General features: G+C 67.9%; 14 protein-coding genes. 11 read left to right on the top strand and 3 right to left on the bottom strand.

Annotation, left to right across the window (positions count from 1 at the left end; all coding sequences use genetic code 11):
* Window positions 1-6 precede the first annotated feature (6 nt).
* From L6444_RS15195 to L6444_RS15235, 9 genes are all read left to right on the top strand, one after another.
* The gene (locus tag L6444_RS15195) at window positions 7-1,029 is read left to right on the top strand and encodes a TIGR03617 family F420-dependent LLM class oxidoreductase (RefSeq protein ID WP_236974983.1); all 1,023 of its coding nucleotides are present in this window, start codon (window positions 7-9) and stop codon (window positions 1,027-1,029) included.
* A gap of 49 nt (window positions 1,030-1,078) precedes the next feature.
* Window positions 1,079-2,635 (top strand): succinic semialdehyde dehydrogenase, encoded by a 1,557-nt coding sequence (locus tag L6444_RS15200; RefSeq protein ID WP_236974985.1) that lies wholly within the window; start codon window positions 1,079-1,081, stop codon window positions 2,633-2,635.
* A 76-nt stretch (window positions 2,636-2,711) separates the two neighbouring features.
* Window positions 2,712-3,401, top strand: coding sequence for a glycoside hydrolase (locus tag L6444_RS15205; protein WP_236974987.1), 690 nt, complete (start codon window positions 2,712-2,714; stop codon window positions 3,399-3,401).
* Between the two features lie 114 nt (window positions 3,402-3,515).
* Entirely contained in the window at window positions 3,516-4,115 is a 600-nt protein-coding gene (locus L6444_RS15210) for a cyclic nucleotide-binding domain-containing protein (RefSeq protein WP_236974988.1), read from the top strand.
* Between the two features lie 81 nt (window positions 4,116-4,196).
* Window positions 4,197-4,538: a FeoA family protein gene (locus tag L6444_RS15215; protein ID WP_236974990.1), complete on the top strand. Its 342-nt coding sequence runs from the start codon at window positions 4,197-4,199 to the stop codon at window positions 4,536-4,538.
* Window positions 4,535-6,475 (top strand): ferrous iron transporter B, encoded by a 1,941-nt coding sequence (gene feoB / locus L6444_RS15220; protein ID WP_236974992.1) that lies wholly within the window; start codon window positions 4,535-4,537, stop codon window positions 6,473-6,475. The genes L6444_RS15215 and feoB overlap by 4 nt, the downstream gene beginning before the upstream one ends.
* Before the next feature lie 2 nt (window positions 6,476-6,477).
* Window positions 6,478-7,029, top strand: coding sequence for a NifU family protein (locus L6444_RS15225; RefSeq protein ID WP_236974995.1), 552 nt, complete (start codon window positions 6,478-6,480; stop codon window positions 7,027-7,029).
* A 108-nt stretch (window positions 7,030-7,137) separates the two neighbouring features.
* Window positions 7,138-7,479, top strand: a complete 342-nt coding sequence (locus tag L6444_RS15230; RefSeq protein ID WP_236974997.1) for a DUF3253 domain-containing protein — start codon at window positions 7,138-7,140, stop codon at window positions 7,477-7,479.
* Between the two features lie 20 nt (window positions 7,480-7,499).
* Window positions 7,500-8,048 carry a thioredoxin family protein gene (locus tag L6444_RS15235; RefSeq protein WP_236974999.1) on the top strand — a complete coding sequence of 183 codons (549 nt, stop codon included), beginning with the start codon at window positions 7,500-7,502 and terminating at the stop codon, window positions 8,046-8,048.
* Here the strand turns inward: L6444_RS15235 and L6444_RS15240 are convergent.
* Both L6444_RS15240 and L6444_RS15245 read right to left on the bottom strand, forming a co-directional pair.
* Window positions 8,035-8,847 carry a ParA family protein gene (locus tag L6444_RS15240; RefSeq protein WP_236984155.1) on the bottom strand — a complete coding sequence of 271 codons (813 nt, stop codon included), beginning with the start codon at window positions 8,845-8,847 and terminating at the stop codon, window positions 8,035-8,037. The two genes, L6444_RS15235 and L6444_RS15240, sit on opposite strands and share 14 nt — an antisense overlap.
* A gap of 130 nt (window positions 8,848-8,977) precedes the next feature.
* Entirely contained in the window at window positions 8,978-9,475 is a 498-nt protein-coding gene (locus tag L6444_RS15245) for a nitroreductase/quinone reductase family protein (protein WP_236975001.1), read from the bottom strand.
* Window positions 9,476-9,626: 151 nt separating this feature from the next.
* Between L6444_RS15245 and L6444_RS15250 the strand changes: the two genes are divergently transcribed.
* Together L6444_RS15250 and L6444_RS15255 are read left to right on the top strand one after the other, a co-directional pair.
* Complete coding sequence (locus L6444_RS15250) at window positions 9,627-10,832, top strand: glycosyltransferase (RefSeq protein ID WP_236975003.1); 1,206 nt, start codon at window positions 9,627-9,629, stop codon at window positions 10,830-10,832.
* A gap of 74 nt (window positions 10,833-10,906) precedes the next feature.
* Window positions 10,907-14,008, top strand: coding sequence for an adenylate/guanylate cyclase domain-containing protein (locus L6444_RS15255; protein WP_236975005.1), 3,102 nt, complete (start codon window positions 10,907-10,909; stop codon window positions 14,006-14,008).
* 300 nt (window positions 14,009-14,308) lie between these two features.
* Here L6444_RS15255 and L6444_RS15260 read toward each other — a convergent pair whose 3' ends face one another.
* On the bottom strand, window positions 14,309-15,643 hold the full coding sequence (locus L6444_RS15260; RefSeq protein WP_236984156.1) for a phosphatase PAP2 family protein: 1,335 nt from the start codon (window positions 15,641-15,643) through the stop codon (window positions 14,309-14,311).
* Between the last annotated feature and the right edge of the window lie 29 nt (window positions 15,644-15,672).

The following is a 15,672-nucleotide window of genomic DNA, read 5'->3' on the forward strand; positions in this document are numbered from 1 at the left end:
TCGACTGTGCAGGTCGACGCGATGACGATTCCCCTACCATTGGCGCAGATCGGGGACGTGGCCCGGCGCACCCAGCAGGCCGGGTTCAGCGGGCTGTTGTTCACCGAGACCGGGCGCACCGCGTACCTCAACGCCGCGGTCGCAACCCAGGCCGCCCCGGGACTGGAATTGTCGACCGGCGTCGCGGTCGCCTTTCCGCGCAGCCCGTTCGTCACCGCGGCCGCGGCATGGGAACTGCAGGAGGCCTCCAACGGAAACTTCCGGCTCGGGTTGGGCACCCAGGTGCGGACCCATGTGGTGCGGCGCTACGGCGTGCAGTTCGAACATCCCGGCCCTCGGCTGCGTGACTACGTGCGCGCGGTCAAGGCGTGTTTCGCGGCGTTCCGAACGGGCCGACTCGACCACCACGGCGAGTTCTACAACCTCGACTTCATCACCCCGCAGTGGAGCGCCGGCCCCATCGACGCACCCGATCCCAAGGTGGATGTAGCCGCGGTGAACCCGTGGATGCTGCGGATGGCCGGCGAGGTGGCCGACGGGGTCCATGTCCACCCGCTCGGTGAGCCCGGCTACCTCACGCGCCACGTGGCACCGAATATCGCCGCGGGCGCAGTGCAGGCGAACCGCCTGCCCGCCGACGTCGCGGTGATCGTGCCGGTCATGACGATCGTCGGCGACACCGAAGAAGAACGCCGCAAGGAGCGGGAATTGGTGCGGTCCAGCATCAGCTTCTACGCCAGCACCCCCAACTACGCGTTCATCCTGGACGAGGCCGGCTTCGAGGGCACGACCGCCCGGCTGCGCGCCAAGCAGAAGGCCGGCGACGTGGCCGGCATGGCGGCGGAGATCACCGACGACCACATCGCCGTGTTCGCCACCGAATCGACGTGGGACGGCCTGGCCGACGCCCTGCTGGCCAAGTATCAGGGCGTCGCGTCGCGGCTGGTGCTGTACAACGCGCTCGGTGACGCCGACCGATTCGAGCGTTATGGCCAAGTTGCACAACGTATCTCGGCGATGAGTGGTTGACCCGGCGCCAGCGGGGTAATCATCGCGGCAATACCAGGGAGGTTCCGCCATGCCCGCACCGTCAGCCGAGGTGTTCGACCGCTTGCGCCGGCTCGCTGCGATCGACGACGTCGATGAGCGCCCGACGAAGACCATCGACGAGGTCTTCACCGGCAGGCCGCTGACCACCATCCCGGTCGGCACCGCGGCCGATGTCGATGCGGCATTTCTCAAAGCCCGTGCGGCACAAGCTGAGTGGGCGGCCCGGCCGGTCGCAGAGCGGATCGAGGTGATCCGCCGCTATCGCGACCTGGTGGTCGCCAACCGCGAGTTCCTGATGGATCTGCTGCAGGCCGAGGCGGGCAAGGCGCGGTGGGCGGCGCAGGAAGAGATCGTCGACCTGATGGCCAACGCGAACTATTACGTGCGCGTGGCCGCCGGCCTGCTGGAGCCGCGCAAGGTCCAGTCGCTGCTGCCGGCGATCGGCAAGACGACGGTCTGCTACCAGCCCAAGGGCGTGGTGGGCGTGATTTCGCCGTGGAATTATCCGATGACGCTGACCGCGTCGGACTCGGTTCCGGCGCTGCTGGCGGGAAACGCAGTGGTGCTCAAGCCGGACAGCCAGACCCCCTACTGCGCACTGGCCTGCGCCGAGCTGCTGTACCGGGCCGGCCTGCCGCGGGCGCTGTACGCGGTGGTGCCCGGGCCCGGCTCGGTGGTGGGCACCGCGATCACCCAGAACTGCGACTACCTGATGTTCACCGGGTCCTCCGAGACCGGCAGCCACCTCGCCGAGCAGGCAGGCCGCCGGCTGATCGGGTTCTCCGCCGAACTGGGCGGCAAGAACGCGATGATCGTCACGCGTGGCGCCAATCTGGACAAGGTGGCCAAAGCCGCCACCCGCGCCTGCTTCTCCAACGCGGGCCAGCTGTGCATCTCCATCGAGCGGATCTACGTCGAAAAGGACATCGCCGACGAGTTCGCGCACAAATTCGGCGCGGCCGCGCGAAACATGAAACTGGGAACCGCCTACGACTTCTCGGTCGACATGGGAAGCCTGATCTCCGAGGGACAGCTCAAGACCGTCTCGGCACACGTCGAAGACGCAACAGCCAAGGGCGCCAAGGTGATTGCCGGTGGCAAGGCGCGCCCCGATATCGGCCCGCTGTTCTACGAGCCGACGGTGCTGACCGACGTCACACCGGAGATGGAGTGCGCGGCCAACGAGACGTTCGGGCCGCTGGTCTCCATCTATCCGGTCGCCGACGTGGAAGAGGCGGTCGAGAAGGCCAACGACACCCAGTACGGCCTCAACGCCAGCGTCTGGGCTGGGTCACCCGCCGAGGGTCAGCGAATCGCGGCCCGGTTGCGTTCGGGCACGGTGAACGTGGACGAGGGCTACGCGTTCGCCTGGGGGAGCCTCAGCGCGCCGATGGGCGGCATGGGCATCTCGGGTGTGGGTCGCCGGCACGGCGCCGAGGGGCTGCTGAAATACACCGAGTCGCAGACGATCGCGACCGCGCGGGTGTTCAACCTCGATCCACCGTTCGGCCTGCCCAAGACCCTGTGGCAGAAGTCGCTGCTGCCGATCGTGCGGACGGTGATGAAGCTGCCCGGCCGGACCTGACCGACGACTCAGCCCGACACACTTGAAGTTCGCCAAGGTCTGTCACATCGGCCCCACCCGACACTAAAGTGTCTGCGTGGGCAACGGCGCGTCAGGCAAGGGCTGGGGCCGCTGGCTGGCGATCGCAGCCTCGCTGGTCCTCGCGGGCGGCATGATCTACGCCCAGGACACCAGGCCGAAGACCCCGTGTTGCGTGGACTCCACCACGGCGGCCGCCGCACCGAGCAGCCAGCCCGTCGCGGCGCCCCCGGGGCCGGGGACGCCGCAGACCGCCAGTCCGGAGGAAGCGGCCCAGCTGGCCGGCAACGCCCCTGTCGCCGCCCAGGACTTCCAGATCGCGCTGCCCCCGAGCGTTGCCTCGGAGCAGGGACTACAGGTCAAGACGATCTGGGCGGCCCGCGCCATCGGCGTGCTGTTCCCCGAGATCAAGACCATCTACGGCTACCGTCAGGACCCGTTGAAATGGCATCCCAACGGGCTGGCGATCGACGTGATGATCCCCGACCACGGCAGTCCCGAAGGCATCGCGCTGGGCAACCAGATTGCCGGGTTGGCCCTTGCCAATGCCAAACGCTGGGGCATCGACCACGTCATCTGGCGGCAGAAGATCTATCTCGGTATCCGATCCGGCAGCTGGACAGCCGATCTGGGCAACGAAACCGCCAACCATTACGACCACGTTCACATCGCCACCAACGGCGGCGGCTACCCCACCGGGCGGGAAACCTACTTCATCGGCTCGATGACACCCCCACCGCCGGACTGATCGGTCGATCGCCGCCGGTAGCGCCGGAAATATCTGGGTGCACTTGAGCCGAATCGACGTAGGCTCCTCGGTGTCAGGGTTCACATCATTCACAGCGCACGGCAGGAGTCCCCCATGAAGGTGGATGCGAAGCAGCAAGAGGAAGAAGAACGTCGGATCCGCGACGATGCGCGTCGGCTGCGCGAGTTTCCCGCCTTCGAGAAGTTCTCGGACAGCGAACTGCATCGTCTCGTCGCCGCAACCCATCACTCGTCACAGTCCGTGCCCTGGCCGCTGATCCGGGAGCAGACGCCGTCGGACGCGTGCTTCATCCTGCTCAGCGGTGAGGTGGGCGTGTACGTCGGCCGGGACCGCGTTGCCGTGGTGGGACCCGGTGAGGTCATCGGTGAGTCAGCTCTGCGCCGCGGGAAACTGCGGTCGGCGACCGTCACCACGATCGGACCTGCCGAGGTGCTGCGCATCGAGCGCGACGACCTGGACCGGCTACTCAAGGAGATCCCGGCGCTGCGCGAGACCATGGATGCGACCGCCGCCAAGCACGTGGCGGTCGAGCAGCCGCCGAAGCCGAAGCCGGAGCGCTCCAAGTTGAACGTTTCGGTCCCGACGGACCTGGTCGAACGATTCGAGCACGCCGCCGAAGGCGCCGGCGTGAGCGTGTCCGCGGCGCTGGAGGACGCGCTGACCCAGTGGGTGGAGCGCAACAGTAAAAGCTAGGTTCGCCACCGCACCCTGATGCGGCTCGGCACATTTCGATAGGCTTGCCTAACTACTGTGGCGGCAATCGGAGGTGTCGGGATGACCTGGAATCGGTCGAACCGCTCGGTGCGGCCGCCGCGCGCCGATCCCGATCGGCCACCCACCTTGGCCGACCTGGCTGCCCAGACCGCCGCCCAAATCGTCGCAGTGAGCCAATCGGCACCCCCCGAAGTGCGAACCAGGCTGCGCCACTTAGGTTTTCGGCCCGGCACCAAAGTCGTCAAACTGCGCACCGCGCCGCTCGGCGACCCTGCCGTATACCGGTTGCTGGGGTACGACACCTGCCTGCGCCGGCACGAGGCGGCGTACTTGGAGGTCTCCGAAGAGGTCTCCGAAGAGGTCGCCGCAGCGGTCCCCGAGGAGATCGGCGAGCAGCCGTGACCGCGTCCTGCCACAGCGACGAAGGCACCGTCAGCGCACCGCCCAGCCTCCCCCGGATCGCGCTGGTCGGCAGCCCCAACGCCGGCAAGACCAGCGTCTTCAACCATCTGACCGGCATGCGGGCGCGTACCGGTAACTATCCCGGCGTCACCGTGGCCCGCCGGATGGGCACCGGCCGGTACCGTGACGGCGGGACGACCAGGGACTTCGTCGTGGAGGACCTGCCGGGGTGCTACAGCCTGCATCCGGTCAGTCCCGACGAGAAGGTGGTCGCCGACCTGCTGCACGGGCAACTCCCCGGCGTCGCGCCCCCCGAAGCGCTGGCGGTGGTCGTCGACGTCACCGTGCTCGAGCGGTCGCTGTCGCTGGTGGCCCAGGTGCTCGAACTCGGCGCCCCCACCATGGTGATCCTCACCATGACCGACGAACTGGCCGCCCGTGGTGGCCGATTGGACATCGAGCGGTTTGCCGCCGCGCTGGGTATCCCGGTAGTGGGCGTCATCGGAAGCCGCGGCAAAGGATTCGAACCGCTGCGAGCGCTGCTGGCCGCCCCCGACACGTGGGCCCGGATCCCCGTGCCGCCGCCGCAAGACGATGCCGAATTCAGCAGTTGGACAGCCTCGATCCTGGACGCCGGCCGTTACCGCCAACCCATCCCGGACCGTCGCAGCGCCCGCATCGACCGGGTGTTGCTGCATCCGGTATGGGGTTCGCTGGCCTTCGTCGTGGTGATGTTCGCGTTCTTCCAGACGATATTCACCGTGGCCGCTCCGGCCCAGGACCTGATCAAGCAACTCTTCGACTGGCTCGCCACGCTCATCGAGCACCACATCTCCAATACGGCGGTGGCCGGCCTGCTCGGGCACGGCATCATCGGCGGCGTGGGCGCCGTGCTGGTGTTCATCCCGCAGATCGTGTTGATGTTCCTGCTGATCTCCCTGCTGGAGAACGTCGGCTACATGACGCGCGCCGCCTTCCTGGTCGACCGCATCATGGCCACCACCGGACTCGACGGGCGGGCATTCGTGGCGATGCTGTCCTCGCTGGCCTGTGCGGTACCCGGCATCATGGCGACCCGCACGCTGCCGTCCTCGCGGGACCGCATCGCCACCTGCATGGCCGCCCCGCTGATGACGTGCTCGGCGCGGCTGCCGGTGTACATCCTGCTGATCGGGCTGCTGGTCGATCCCCGATCCCGGTGGGGTCCGGTGTCGATGCAAGGCGTCGCGATGTTCGGGATGTACGTGCTCGGCGGCATCTCGGCGATGACGACCGCCTGGCTGTTCAAGTCGGTGGTCCTCGGTGGTGATCTGCTGCCCTTCTACATGGAGATGCCGCCATACCGCTTCCCGTCGCCCAAGTCGGTGCTGCTGACGATGTGGGACTCGGCGAAGGTGTTCCTGCGCAAGGCCGGGACCATCATCCTGGGCACCTCGGTGGTGCTGTGGTTTCTGCTCAACCTGCCCACCCGCGCCGTCGAGACCGCCGGCATGGACCCGGACGCAGCCAACGCCTACGTGGTGGACCACTCGTTTGCCGCGGGCCTGGGCAAGCTGCTGGAACCGGTGTTCTCACCGCTCGGTTTCGACTGGCGCATCTGCGTGGGGCTGATCGGGGCGATGGCCGCCCGCGAGGTGTTCGTGGCCACGCTGGGCCAGATCTTCGCCACCGGCGAGACGGGCGACCTGACCGCCACCGCGCACTCGGCGGTCTTCACCTCCGGGCCGCACCAGGGGGCGCTGCTGTTCACCGCAGCTACCACCGTGGCGCTGTTGGTGTTCTTCGCCTACGCGCTGCTGTGCATGTCCACCGTGGCCACCATCCGCCGCGAGACCAATTCGTGGCGGTGGCCCCTGGTGGCGTGGGGATACCTGTTCGTCCTGGCCTGGGTCGCCGCCTTCGCCGCCCGCCATATCACCCTGTGGCTGACCGGCTGAGCGTGTCCAGACCGCTGCTGCACCCGCAGACCACCGACGACCCGCGCCTGTTGCGGTGGCTGACGAACGGGCGCCAACTGTCCGACGTACCGCCGCAGTTGAGCGCGCTGATCGACGAGGGCGTGCTGGAGCGCGCTGAGATCGGCGCCGACGAAGTACGAACCTGGTTGGGTCCCAACCGATCCTGGTCCGTCGACGGCCCGCGCGTGCGTTCGGCGCTCTTCGCGGCGCTCTCCACGGCCGAGGCCGACGAACTCACCGACGATGAGCTCCGGAATGCGATCGAGCAGATTCTGGCGCGTGAGGTCGCACCGCTCGCCGACTCGCACGGGGGCGCGATCACGGTGGTTTCGGTGCGCGACGGCACCCTCACCCTGGCGCTCGACGGGGCCTGCCTGGGCTGCCCGATGAGTGGTCGCACCCTCGGCGATCTGGTGGCGCGCAGCGTGCAAAGCCGCTACCCGCAGATCCGCGAGATCACCACCGCCCCGGCACGCCGCAGGTGGCTGCCGCTGTCGCCCAAGCGCGTGGCGCAGCGTCGCTACCCTGACTGAAGTGAAAGCGACCACTGCAACCTGTGCCGCCGCCGTGGTGCTTGCGGCGGCGGTCGCGGTGGGCGCGCCACTCGGTGCCCGGATCACCCAAAGCCTCACCGGTGCAACATGACTGAGCAGTTGCGCGCGGAACTGCGCCGCGTCGTCGACGACGGCGGCCCCGGTAGCGCCGAGGCCGAAATCGCGCTCGGCGACGGGCCCATCGAAGACCGGTTGAAGTCGGCGATCCTGGCTCTGGCCACCCGCCGCGGCCCGCAGAGCAGCATCTGCCCGTCGGATGCGGCGCGAGCGGTGGGCGGCGACAACTGGCGGGACTTGACCGACGACGCCCGCGAACTCGCGCGCGGGCTGGCGAAATCCGGTGCGGTTCAGATCACCCAGCACGGTGCGGTGCTGGACGCCGACGCAGCGTGGCGGGGCCCCATCCGCATCAGGATCACCGGCAACTGACGGACGTTAGTCTGGCGGCCATGGCTATTGAATCGACAATGCTCGAACTCGGCACTGCGGCCCCGCCGTTCACATTGCCCAACCCGGCGACCGGCGCCACGGTCAGCCTCGACGACCTGACCGGCCCGGCCCTGGTGGTCACGTTCATCTGTAACCACTGTCCCTACGTCCAGCATGTCGCCGCCGCTCTGGCCGCGCTGGGGCGCGACTTCGCCGCACAGGGCGTCGCGATGGTGGCGATCTCGAGCAACGACGTTGTCAGCTATCCGCAGGACGGCCCCGAGCAGATGGTCGAAGAGGCGCGCCGGCACGGCTGGACGTTCCCCTACCTCTACGACGAGAGTCAGGACGTCGCGCGGGCCTTCTCTGCGGCGTGCACGCCGGATACTTTCGTGTTCGACGGTGAGCGCCGCCTGGTCTACCGCGGCCAGCTCGACGACTCGCGACCCAAGAACGGCCTGCCGGTCACCGGTGCCGACGTGCGGGCGGCGGTCGACGCGGTGCTGGCCGGGCGGCCCGTCGACGCCGACCAGCGGCCGTCGATCGGGTGCGGGATCAAGTGGCGTTGAGAACCGTTGCGGCCTCGCCGCTGCGACCCAGCAGGTCGCGGACCAGAAAGTCGCGAAAGACGGGTGCCAGCCGCCGCGCGATGGGATCGTGCCGGTCGCCCAGGCGATCGCCGACCTGAAACACCTCGTTGATGACGGCGCGCCGCGGCACTTCGGCGCGGACCTCGTCGCCGAACTCCCCGTAGACGCGTTCCCGGATGGATTGTTCGATGCTGTTGCGGGTGTCGAAGCCGGACAACACCACACCAACCCACTTGAGCGGATGAGTCCGTTGAATGCGCTCTACCCGGTTACGCGCCTCGACGGCTTTACGCACTGCGTCGATCGTCGGCACGATCGGGGCGTAGGCCACGTCGGCCAGATGCATGGCGAGCGCTTCGAGCGAGCCGGTGCGGCCGCCGGTGTCGATCAGGATCAGCTCGTAACGGTCGAACACGCCGGCCGAGGCGAAGATGCCGCGCAGCAGACCGGTGTCCGGGAAACCGACCCCGGCGACCCGGGTCAGCGTTGCGCCTGCCGGCAGCAGGTCGACGTGGGGCCACTTGGTGTCGATGATCTCCTCGTCGACCCGCTTCGCGGCGTTGTCGGGGTTTCCCCAGAAGTTGATGCCGGCGTCCTCCAGCACCGAGCCCAGCCCGGTCGAATGCTGGGGCACGCCGAAGTGATTGGACAGATTCCGCTCGGGGTCCGCGTCCACCAGCAGTGTCGAGATGGCATTCCGGGAGGCCTCGCCGGCCAGCATCATCTGCCATAACGTCTTAGCCGTCCCGCCCTTGCCCGAAAGGACCGCGGCCGCCACGGCTGCCAAAATTCTCGCCTCGCCTTCCCGTTGACCGCGCCCAGCATAGCCAGCCGCTGTCGTCGCGATTGCACGCGGCGCAGCCGGGCGTAGCCGGTCGCGGCTATCGGATCAAGCGCGCAGCGCCGGCTCAGCCCGGCGTCGGTGTGAAGACTTCGATCGGTCGCACCGTCTTGAGCATCACCAGCGGGATGTGCCGGCTCGTCGACTGCTGGTAGGAAACATACGGCGGGTAGAGGTGGCTCATGTACTCCCACACGTCGTGGCGCTCGGTGGCCTCCGGTTCGCGCCAGGTGGCCTCGAACGCCTGGGTCGCGATCTGCACTCCGACGGTCTCGCCGGCGACGATGTTCAGGTACCACTCGGGGTGGGTGTCGGCGCCGCCCTTGGACGCCACGATCACGACCTCCCCACCGACGTTGCCGTAGATGAGTGGCTTGATGTAGGTCCTGCCGGACTTTCGACCGCGGTACCGGACCAGGCAGTGGGTGGTCATCGCGCGACCGCCGATAGCGCTGAGGTCGACGATATGGCCCTGGGCTCCGCCCGAGTCGAGATAGATCGCCAGGTGTTCTTTCATCCAGTCGCCGCCTTCGGCGCGAACCGCGGCGGCATCAGCGTCGCCCATCAACCATTTCCCTTCCACGATCTGTCGCTGGAGCCGACCCTAACGGTGCATCGACTTTCGGAAATGCCCGGCTCCGAGCGCCGGACACCGACTCGCCGGGCGCATCCGCTCGCCTCGGTCAGCTGCGCCCGGCCCAGTTAATCTGGCGGGCATGGCCACCGATCGAGGGGCGTTGAGCCCGGCGGCCCGTCGGCTCAAGGTTGCGGTGGTTGCTTACGGCAGCCGGGGTGACGTCGAACCGTGCGTGGCCGTCGCCCGGGAGCTACAGCGCCGTGGACACGAAGTCCGAATTGCGCTGCCTCCCAATATGATCGAGCTCGCCACGGCAACCGACCTCACTGCGGTCGACTACGGACCGGATTCGCGTGCACACCTGGACTCGGCAGCAGAGCTGGTGCGGGACTGCGGACTGTCGAATCCGGTCGCCGCGCTACCTAGGATTATCGAGCGGATCAATGCGGTCACGGCGGCAAAGACGGCGACGCTGAAGTCGGTGGCGCAGGGGGCCGACCTGATCGTGGCCGGTTTCAACGAGCAGGGGCTGGCCGGCATCGTCGCCGAGTACTACGGCGTCCCACTGGCTGCGGTGCACTACTTCCCCACCAAGGTCTTTTCGTCCTGGGGCCTGGTGGCGACCATGTCGAAGCAGGCCGAAGCCACACAGCGCCAGGCATTGGGGTTGTCCGCGGACTCCGGGGCTGCGCGAGAAATACTGGAGATTCAGGCCTACGACGAGCTCTGCCTGCCGGGGCCCGCCGCCGAATGGGTGGCACCTGGCCGCCGGCCGTTCGTCGGCGCGCTGACGCTGGCGTTGCCGACGGACACCGACGACGAGGTCATGTCCTGGATCGACGCCGGACCGGCGCCCATCTACTTCGGCTTCGGAAGCACGTCCGTCGAACCTGACACGCTGACTTGGATCACCGCGGCCGCCGGCCGCCTGGGCGGGCGCGCATTGGTGTGCAGCGGACCCAACGACCTGAACCCGACTCCGGACTCGGAGCGGGTGCGGATGGTGCGCACGGTCAACCATGCCGCGGTGCTGCCGCTCTGCCGCGCAGCCGTTCATCATGGCGGCGCCGGCACCACTGCCGCGTGTCTGCGTGCCGGGATCCCGATGCTGATTCTGTGGTCGTGGCTCGACCAGCCGCTGTGGGCCGCCGGCATTCAGAGCCTGAAAGTTGGTACCGCGCAGCCATATTCGGCTTCCGCGCTGGATTCGATTGTCGCGAACCTGAGCGAGATCCTCTCGCCGCAATACTCCGCGACCGCCCGTGCGGTCGCCGGGCAGATGACCGACGCGGCCCAGAGCATTGCTGCCGCCGCCGACCTATTGGAAACTGAGGCAGAGCTCTAGACGGTGTCTCCGGCCGTCTGCCAGGGACTTAAGCATCTGGTGCTCACCGGCCTCCGGAGTGACAAGATACTCAGGTGGACGGTCGCGACCAGAGCACATCGATCGATGCGTTGCTGGATCGGGCCGTGGCCGCACTCGACAGCGGCGACCATGCCGCGGCGACGGCACTCGCCGGTCAGGTGCTGGCCGCCGACGAAGGCAACACCGACGCCGAGGAGCTGCTCGCAGCCCCGGCGCACAGCGGCGAAATTCGGCGGCTGACAATACTTTTCGCCGATCTGGTGGACTCCACCGCGCTGTCGACCAGTGTCGAACCGGAGACCTACCGGCTGGTGGTCGGCCGGTATCGCGAACAGGTGCTTGCCGTCGTGAACCGCTTCGGCGGACACATCGGCTCGACCCACGGTGACGGCTTACTGGCCGTCTTCGGTCATCCGGTCGCCCACGAAGACGACGTGCGCCGCGCGGTGCTGGCGGGTCTGGAAATCAACCGTGCCGTCGCGAAACTCAGCGCTAGGGTGCAGGCGCGCTTCGGGTTCGAGATTCGCGCCCGGGTGGGCGTGCATCGCGGTGTGGTCTATCTGGACACGACGCAAGAAGACGTCTACGGGCTGGGCGCCAACCTTGCCGCGCGAGTCTGCGGGCTGGCGCCGCCGGGGGCGGTGGTGGTCTCCGAGGCGGTCGCACGGTTGGTTCGTGATGCGTTCGAGCTGCAGGCCCGGCCCGCGGCCCCGGTGAAGGGCGTCCAAGGCCTGATCGAGCATCACCTGGTGCTTGGCGAGCGGACCGCGCCGAACCTGGTTGCGCAGGGACCGTTCGTCGGCCGATCGCGCGAGTGGCAGCGGCTGCAAGCCAACTGGACCGAGGCGCAACAGGGTCGGTTGAGCACACCAGCAATGGTGTTCTGCGGTGAACCCGGCATCGGTAAGAGCAGGCTGGCGGCGGCCAGCGAGACGATGGTCAGGCAGTCCACCAACGCCGTGATGGAGCTGATCGGCTCACCCTTTCACACCGATGCCGGCATGCATCCGATCCGCACGCTGATCGAACGCCATTGCGGCATCAGCCGTCTCACCGATCCGGCCGAGCGCCTGGCGCTGCTCGATACCGAATTGACCAGGGTGGGCCTGGATCCCGTCCGCTTCATTCCGCTGCTGGCGCCGGTGCTGAGCATCGATCCCCAACATGGATATCGTGCCGTCACCGACGAGGGACGCGAGCTGTACGACCTGATCGCCGAGGCGGTGCAGACCTACCTATTGGCCTGGTTCGGGCGCCGGCCCGGTCTGGTGGTCGCCGAGGACGCACACTGGTTCGACACCACCAGTCTGGAAGTGCTCGGCGGCCTGCTGGAAGCGGCGCAAGGTCGGCTGCTCGTCGTCGTCACCGCGCGGCACCGGGACTGGTTACCGGAGAACTGGCCGGTCGAGGTCGTCGATCTGGAGCCCTTGACCGAGGAGGAGACCGACCGGCTGATCGTTGCCCTCAATCCGCAACTGACCCCGCAGGAGCAGGCCAGTGTCCGGTCCCGCTGCGATGGACTGCCGTTCTACATCGAGCAGGTGGTGGCCGGTATCACCGAGGTCGGTGTGCCCGAGGCGCTCTACGAACCGTTATTCGCCCGGTTGCGCGCGAGCGCGCAGGTGGTGCCGGTGGTGGAGGCGGCGGCGGTGATCGGCCGCTACGTCGATATGAGCCTGCTGCGCAGCGTGGTCGACACGGACGACGACGAGTTGCAACGCGTCGTCGACGAACTCGTGGACGCGCGGGTGCTCGAAACGTGGGACGGGGACGGTTGGCGGTTCCGTCACGAGTTGCTGCGTGAGGTGGCCGGCGAGTTGGCGCCGCCGAGCGTGCGGCGCAGACTGCACGCCCGGGTCGGCGACGCGCTGTGCAGCTTCGGCGGTGAGCCGGACTGGGGCCTGGTCGCGAATCATTACGCCCAGGCCGAGCGGTTCGACGACGCCGCATCCGCCCACCAGCAGGCATCGGCTGCCGCGCGGCGCCGCGGTGCCCTCGCGGAGGCGCGCGCTCATCTCAGCCAGGCGCTCACCCAGCTTGACCGGTGTCCACCCAATCCCGATCGTGACCGCCGCGAGATCGCGCTGCGATTGGGGCGAGGATTTCTTGCCGGCAGCGCCGTCAGTCCGTCGAGTCCCGTTGTCGCGCCGGACTTGGAGCGCTGCCTGGCGTTGGTCGGCGCGGAGGTGCCGACCAACGACCGCGGCCGCACCTCCACCGCGCAGGAACTTTTCGCCACACTGGGGGTGCTGACCGGCTACTACACTGCCCGGGCGGATCTGGCCCGGGCTAATCAGGCGCTTGAGCTGCTGCGGGCAGCCCTGGAGCAGTGGCGGCCCGGCTTCTGGCCGAGAATCGGCGCGTGGGCCGGGGTGCTGGCGTTTCTGCGTGGCGAATTCGACAGTGCCCGAACGAATTTGGAGCTGGCCACCGGACGCGGCGCAACCGATGACCGCGAGACCGAGACAGTCGGCTTTCTGCCCATCGACCCGATCGTTGCGGCCCATATCCACTTGGCGCTGGTGCGACTGGTGCAGGGCGACCTCGAAGCCGCCGAGACCGAACTCGCCCATGCGGCGTCGCGGGTCGAGGGAATGGGATTCCCGCAAGGCCCGTACAGCCTGGCCTACCTGAGGTTCGCCCAGGTCTGGGTGCACATCGAGGCCGGCCAACACGAGCGCGCCTCCGCATTGGCGGTCGACATGGTCGACGACGCTGCCCGGCATGGCTTCGACCAATGGCGGCTCCGTGGCACCATCCAGCACGCCGTCGCGAACGGATTCACCGAGCGCGCCGCAGCAGCGGTCGGCACCGACCGCATCCGGCAGGTCAGCGGTTTGGTCGACGAACTGCGCGCCGCCGACCTCGGTGTCTACCTGCCTTTTTTCGAGGGCATGCTGGCGCGGCTGATGATCGCCGCTGGACAACTCGACCGCGCGGGCGCTCGGCTCGACGCCGCGTTGGAGTTGGCGCGCGACACCGGAATGACGTTTTACGACTCCGAATTGTTGAGGCTCCGCGCGCAGACGCGCACCGACCCGGCCGCCCGTGAATCCGACCTGAGTCGCGCCCTCGATTTGGCGCGCGGTCAGGGCGCGCGCCTTTTCGAGTTACGTTGCGCTGCAACTGCCGCCTCGACCCAGCCAGCATCCTGAGCCGCGCGGCGCTATCGTCGTATCGGGACCGCGCAATGTCCCGCGCTGAGGAGGCGATCATCATTGCACTCAAGATGGGGCTGGCAGGGGTGCTGGGAACGCTGCTGATGCTGTTCGCGCCCGCGGCTCAAGCCGATCCCCCCGGCCCCGGTGTTCCCTGCCAGGCCGACGCCTGTCAACCGCCGCGTCCCACCTGGAATCCCGATCACCAGCGCGGGGTGCTGGGGTGTATTCGAGGCGCCTGCATCCCGAAACCGAATGGATATTCCTAAGCGCGACAATTCCTAAGCGCGACAATTCCTAAGCGCGACTGGGTTCCGTCTCGGGTCCGAAAGTGGGCTCGGTAGGCATCATGGCCGCCGCGAAGCTGCCACGAACAGACGCTGTCGACGACGCACCCGCGCGGGCGAAGAACGTCGCGTAGAAGGCGGCGATGAAAACGGCGAGCGCGCCGATGATCAGCGGCCCGGTGAGCAGTGGATGGCGTGCCATGGCCTCGGCCAGGTAGCGGCAGGCCAGCAAGAGCACCGCCAAGAACGTTCCCCCGGCGAGGATCAACGACGTTCGTGACCAGATCCGGCCGCGCAACGGTTCGCGCAGCACCGCTTCCACCGTCAGACACAGCACCGTTCCCGCCACCAGGTCGACGCCGTAGTGGTATCCGAAGCCGAGGGTCGCCGCGATGGTGCAGCCCAGCCAGGTGGTACCGCCAGTGCGCAGCCAACGTGGTCCACCGCGGGAATGGAGAAAGACCGCCATTGCCCACGCCGTGTGCATGGACGGCATGCAGTTGCGTGGAGTTTGGCTGTCGAAGCCAACGGCTCTGGGCGACAGATCAATTGGCGGCAGCGCATGGGGCCAGTAGTTGCCCACCTGAAAGCCTCCGCCGGCCCCGCCGAACGCGAACTCGGGGCCGACCAACGGGAACAGCACGTAGATCACCGGGCCGATCAATCCCAGTACCAGGAAGGTCGGCACCAGGAAGTGCCGCGGCCAGCCCTCGGCGGAGACGTTGCGCAACTGATAGACCGCGACCACCAGCGCCGCCAGCGGCAACTCGATGTACACCCAGTGCAGGCCGCCGCCGAGGACCGGCCCGCCGGCGTGGATCAGCCGGCCGAACAACCAAGATGGCTGTGCCAGCGCGTGATCGGCTAGCAGGGCGTATTCGTCGAAGACCTTCGGTCGCGTCAGCGCGGTGATCCGCAACCAAGCGTCGCCGACTTTGGTCGCGATGATGAGCAGCAGACCGAATGCGACGCCCCGATAAGCGGTGGTGGACTCACCCTTGACCCAGCGCCAGGCTCCGGTCAGAGCCAGCGCGGTGAGCACGATCAACGGTCCGTTGCCGAACGTCAGTACGTGGTTCTGCAGGACTCGGGTCGTGGCGAAAACAAGGTCCAGGGCCAGGGCCACCGACAGCGCGACCATTCGCGACCGGTTGGCCAGCCCGGCCATGGCCAGCCCCAACCCGACCCACGGCACCGTGGCCGACTTCGGTGTGGCGACGTAGTCGCTGATCAGGCTGTGTAGCGGACCCTGGAAGCCGAACCTGTGCGCTGCGACTTGCAGCACGACGAGCACTACGACGATCGCTGCGACGGCCAGCGACGGCCAGGTACGGCTCAGTGGCACCCCGGCCGGTCGTGGTTCGTCGGTGAACA

This window comes from Mycobacterium kiyosense, assembly GCA_021654635.1.
Taxonomy (GTDB): Bacteria; Actinomycetota; Actinomycetes; order Mycobacteriales; family Mycobacteriaceae; genus Mycobacterium; species Mycobacterium kiyosense.

Coding starts and splice junctions, on each gene's coding strand:
- L6444_RS15250 (WP_236975003.1), top strand. CDS start 9,627: ATGGCCACCGATCGAGGGGCGTTGAGCCCGGCGGCCCGTCGGCTCAAG.
- L6444_RS15210 (WP_236974988.1), top strand. CDS start 3,516: ATGAAGGTGGATGCGAAGCAGCAAGAGGAAGAAGAACGTCGGATCCGC.
- L6444_RS15235 (WP_236974999.1), top strand. CDS start 7,500: ATGGCTATTGAATCGACAATGCTCGAACTCGGCACTGCGGCCCCGCCG.
- L6444_RS15200 (WP_236974985.1), top strand. CDS start 1,079: ATGCCCGCACCGTCAGCCGAGGTGTTCGACCGCTTGCGCCGGCTCGCT.
- L6444_RS15215 (WP_236974990.1), top strand. CDS start 4,197: ATGACCTGGAATCGGTCGAACCGCTCGGTGCGGCCGCCGCGCGCCGAT.
- L6444_RS15245 (WP_236975001.1), bottom strand. CDS start 9,475: ATGGGCGACGCTGATGCCGCCGCGGTTCGCGCCGAAGGCGGCGACTGG.
- L6444_RS15230 (WP_236974997.1), top strand. CDS start 7,138: ATGACTGAGCAGTTGCGCGCGGAACTGCGCCGCGTCGTCGACGACGGC.